Annotated in this window: 7 protein-coding genes and 1 tRNA gene; 5 read left to right on the forward strand and 3 right to left on the reverse strand. The window is 68.7% G+C overall.

From position 1 onward, the window contains the following. Positions 1 to 40: 40 nt before the first annotated feature. On the forward strand, positions 41 to 409 hold the full coding sequence (locus A9X04_RS16730; protein WP_231980514.1) for an STAS domain-containing protein: 369 nt from the start codon (positions 41 to 43) through the stop codon (positions 407 to 409). 96 nt (positions 410 to 505) lie between these two features. Beyond that, complete coding sequence (locus A9X04_RS16735) at positions 506 to 1,006, forward strand: DUF6328 family protein (protein WP_067922584.1); 501 nt, start codon at positions 506 to 508, stop codon at positions 1,004 to 1,006. Here the strand turns inward: A9X04_RS16735 and A9X04_RS16740 are convergent. Next, the gene (locus tag A9X04_RS16740) at positions 971 to 1,666 is read right to left on the reverse strand and encodes an HAD family hydrolase (protein WP_067922588.1); all 696 of its coding nucleotides are present in this window, start codon (positions 1,664 to 1,666) and stop codon (positions 971 to 973) included. The two genes, A9X04_RS16735 and A9X04_RS16740, sit on opposite strands and share 36 nt — an antisense overlap. 198 nt (positions 1,667 to 1,864) lie before the next feature. On the opposite strand from A9X04_RS16740, the gene A9X04_RS16745 reads away from it, so the two are divergent. The 3 genes from A9X04_RS16745 (at position 1,865) to A9X04_RS16755 (ending at position 2,929) form a co-directional block, all read left to right on the forward strand. Then, positions 1,865 to 2,176 carry a hypothetical protein gene (locus tag A9X04_RS16745; protein WP_231985750.1) on the forward strand — a complete coding sequence of 104 codons (312 nt, stop codon included), beginning with the start codon at positions 1,865 to 1,867 and terminating at the stop codon, positions 2,174 to 2,176. An 84-nt stretch (positions 2,177 to 2,260) separates the two neighbouring features. Then, positions 2,261 to 2,551, forward strand: a complete 291-nt coding sequence (locus A9X04_RS16750; RefSeq protein ID WP_067922594.1) for a hypothetical protein — start codon at positions 2,261 to 2,263, stop codon at positions 2,549 to 2,551. 75 nt (positions 2,552 to 2,626) lie between these two features. Continuing rightward, complete coding sequence (locus A9X04_RS16755) at positions 2,627 to 2,929, forward strand: DUF4193 domain-containing protein (RefSeq protein WP_067922597.1); 303 nt, start codon at positions 2,627 to 2,629, stop codon at positions 2,927 to 2,929. 42 nt (positions 2,930 to 2,971) lie between these two features. On the opposite strand, the gene A9X04_RS16760 is transcribed toward A9X04_RS16755, so the two are convergent. Continuing rightward, entirely contained in the window at positions 2,972 to 3,547 is a 576-nt protein-coding gene (locus tag A9X04_RS16760; protein ID WP_067922601.1) for a hypothetical protein, read from the reverse strand. Positions 3,548 to 3,629: 82 nt separating this feature from the next. Beyond that, positions 3,630 to 3,703, reverse strand: a tRNA-Pro gene (locus tag A9X04_RS16765). Positions 3,704 to 3,711 lie beyond the last annotated feature (8 nt).

The raw sequence follows: 3,711 nt of genomic DNA on the forward strand, positions 1-3,711 counted from the left end.
GCTTGCACCACACCCTGAAGCCCGGGACAAAGGATTGCCATTGTCAGCTCCTGATTCGATTACCACGTTGGTTGAGGACCACGATGGGGTGTCGGTGGTCAGTGTCAGCGGCGAAATCGATTTGGTCACGGCTCCGGCCCTGGAACAGGCCATCGGCGCGGTGGTTGCGGATAATCCGGCGGCGTTGGTGATCGATCTTTCCGCGGTGGAGTTTCTCGGTTCGGTGGGGCTGAAGATCCTGGCGGCGACCTACGAGAAGCTGGGCACGGCGACGGGGTTCGGCGTGGTCGCACGCGGTCCGGCGACCAGGAGGCCCATTCATTTGACCGGCCTGGACAAGACCTTCCCGCTGTACCCGACGCTGGACGACGCGCTGACCGCGGTGCGCGACGACAACATCAACCGCTAGGCGCGTGGCGCGGCCGGGATGGCTTGCGCGCGAAGGCATTTGGGTAAAATCGCCGAATCGGCGCTGCCGAACGCGCCAGGTGCGATGATCAGCGCTATGGACGTCGACAATCCGCAAGGCGACCAGCGGTGGGACAGTCGCGAGCGTGGCGAGACCGAAATCCAACGGCTGGACCGCAATTGGAACAGCCTGCTGCAGGAGCTGCGCGTGGTGCAGACCGGTGTGCAGCTGCTCACCGGTTTCCTGTTGACGCTGCCGTTCCAGCAGCGGTTCGACGTCCTGGCCCCGGCGATGCGCAACCTCTATCTCGCGACGGTGGGCTGCTCGGTGGGGGCAACCGTGCTGTTGATCGCCCCGGTCGGCATGCATCGGCTGTTGTTCCGGCGCCATCGTCTGCAGGTGCTGGTGTCCGCCGCGCACCGCTGTGCGTACGCCGGGCTGGGCCTCCTGGGCCTGGCGCTGACCGGGGTGACTGCCGTCGTCTTCACCGCGGTGGCCGGCACCAGCCCGGGCGTCGTCGCCGGCGCGTGCGCGCTGACGCTGTTCACCTTGTTCTGGTGGCTACTGCCGCTGCTGCTCCGCACCCGCGGCATGTAGCGCGAGTTCGGCGATGCGGGTCGAGTCCAGGTGCTCGAGCAGGTCCTGCGGGTCGGCGAAGATCGGTGACGCGCCCGCCGCCTGCAGCTCCTCGCGGGCGATGCCGCCGCTGAGCAGGCCGATGCACGGCAATCCGGCGCCCGCCGCGGCGTGCGCGTCCCAGACCGCGTCCCCGATGAACACGGCATGGCCGGCGCCGGCCCCCGCCCGGTCCAGCGCGACCTGCACGATGCCGGGTTCGGGTTTGGCGGTGTCGACGTCGCGCGACGACGTCGTTGCGGAGATCACGTCCTCGCAGTCGAGGACCTTGCGCAAGATCTCCAGTTCGTCGTCGGGTGCCGAGGTGGCCAGCACGACCTGCAGGCCGAGCTCGGCGACCCGGCGCAGCAGCGCCCGGGCACCGGGCAGCGGCGCGAGCAGCGGGGTGCATTCCCGGTAGTAGCGGCTGTGCCCGTCGCTGAGCCGCTCCTGGACCTCGTCCGGGGCGTCCCGGGACAGCGTGCGCACCAGGGTGGAACCGTCCATGCCGATGCAGCGGTGGATCTGCCAGGCGGCCACGGGCAGACCCTCGGCGTCGAAGGCGCGCTGCCACGCGTAGACGTGCAGATAGTTGGAGTCGACCAGGCTTCCGTCGACGTCGAAGAGAACGGCGGGTTTCATCTGCGCGGCATACCCAGGCCGGAGCCGGCTGACACCGGCGCGCGGAGTCGTTTGGGTCCTGGGGCGGCGGGTAACCGGCGTGGGTGAGCGGTTGCGGCTCCTTTGCCGCGGGATGGCCGGCTCGGCCGGCGGTCGAGCGGCGAACCGCAGTGCCACGCGAATCACATTGGAGCGCAATCTTTCTCACGAGGAGTGCAGGTGAATTACCACAACGGCGACCCGGTCGATCACCATCGGACCGCCCGCCGGCACGCCGGCGAAACCCTCACCTACGGCGCGAACGCCCCCGGTTTGGCCGGCTCGGCCGTAGCGGTGGTTGCCCTCATCGTCGGCTTGTTCGCCTTGGCGACCGGTCATTTGGCCGCGGGCGTGACGGCCGTGATCCTGGCCGTCGTGCTCGGCGCGGCGAGCGCCGTGTGGTTGCTGCGCGCACATCGCAGGGTGTGCGACGCCGAACTTGCCTGGCACGCCGCGCATTCCGACAAGCCCGCCCCGCCGCCGAGCGGTTGACCGGTGTGAGCTAACGAACACCGGTTGGCGCGCTGCCACCGGGTCCGGCGTTTATTTGTTGCCATGACCGGGTAAAAGCGGATCATGGTCGCGCCCGTTTCATTGCGAGCAGCAAACTACCCGGTCGAGTACGGGCGGGATTTCGCGCTGCTCGGACTCGCCGCCGTGGGGGTCTGGGCGGTGAGCTTGGCGATCGGCCTGTTCGAGCTGTTGATCGGCCACGAGGGAATCGGCATCGCGGCGCTGATCGTGTCCGTGGTCGCGCCGTGGCTGGGCTTGGCGCTGGCGCATTACCCCGCGGTGGCCCGGCGCATGCGGCGGCTCAAGGTCCGCCGGCGCAACTTTTTGCAGCCGATCGGTGTAACGCGCGCCTGAATGGGGTACGTCCTGCGCCACGGGTGAGTACAGGAAAGTGCGTCAGCCCGGGTTCATCAGCAGGAAGGAACCGCCATGCCGGCCGCAAGCGACTATGACGCACGCCGCGCTTCCGACTCCGACACCCAGGACAAGTCCGCCATCGGCGAATTGGCGCCGACCCTGCACGGACCCGCCACCGCGGTGGTCGACGAGGACCCCAACGATGTGCACTTCTTCGAGCTGCCCGGCGCCGATTTGTCCGGCGAAGAGCTGTCGGTGACCGTGATCCCCCAACGGTCCGACGAATTCACGTGCTCGAGCTGTTTCCTGGTGCAACACCGTAGCCGGTTGCGCAGCTCGAACGCGGGCCTGTCGATCTGCGCCGACTGCGCCTGACATCGGCACTGCCGCTGGGGAAGTGGTTGCCGCACAATCGATTCAGGTCTGCGCCCATTCGCGGTCGCACACGGCGCACCGCCGGGTGACCATCGCCCAGGCCGGTTCGTCCGGGGCCGGCTCGCGGATCAGATGGGCCGACGTGTCGCCGCAGCCGGGGCACGCGCAGATGGCGCGGTAGGGCTCCACGGGCTGGCCCGCCATCAGCTGTAGGTTCTCCTCGCGCGAGAACGGCACGATCACCAACGGCTCGGGCGGCGGAGGCGAGTGCGGTTTGTCGAACCACAGCAGGCCACAGGTCACCGTCGCCACCGCGGTGAAGATGGCCAAGATCATCGTCGGGATGTCCCACGGCCAGTTCGGCGGGAGGGGCGTCACCACCAGAATGACCAGCACCGCAGAGATCAGGGCGCCGATGATGGTGCCCGGTTTGGCGAACCGGTAGCCGCCGACGTTGAGCGCTTCCCACGTCCGGATCTCCTGCTGCCGCTGCGCGACCTCGGCCAGGGTGGGGTGTAAGCGGCCGCCGCTGCCCGCCGCGGGATCAGCAAATGTCCTGACCCGTTGGCCGGGCCCGCGCGGGTGGCCCTGCCCGGGCGACGGGCTTACCAGCGCCATGCGGGCAGAGCTTAATGGCAAACCCGCGGCGCCGCAGTGTCAGCCGCCGGTGCCGGCCGGCGTACCAGCTAACACCATTGAGTCGGGGTGGCGGGATTTGAACCCACGGCCTCTTCGTCCCGAACGAAGCGCGCTACCAAGCTGCGCCACACCCCGCTTGAAGC

The organism is Mycobacterium sp. E3247 (genome assembly GCF_001667785.1).
Classification (GTDB): domain Bacteria; phylum Actinomycetota; class Actinomycetes; order Mycobacteriales; family Mycobacteriaceae; genus Mycobacterium.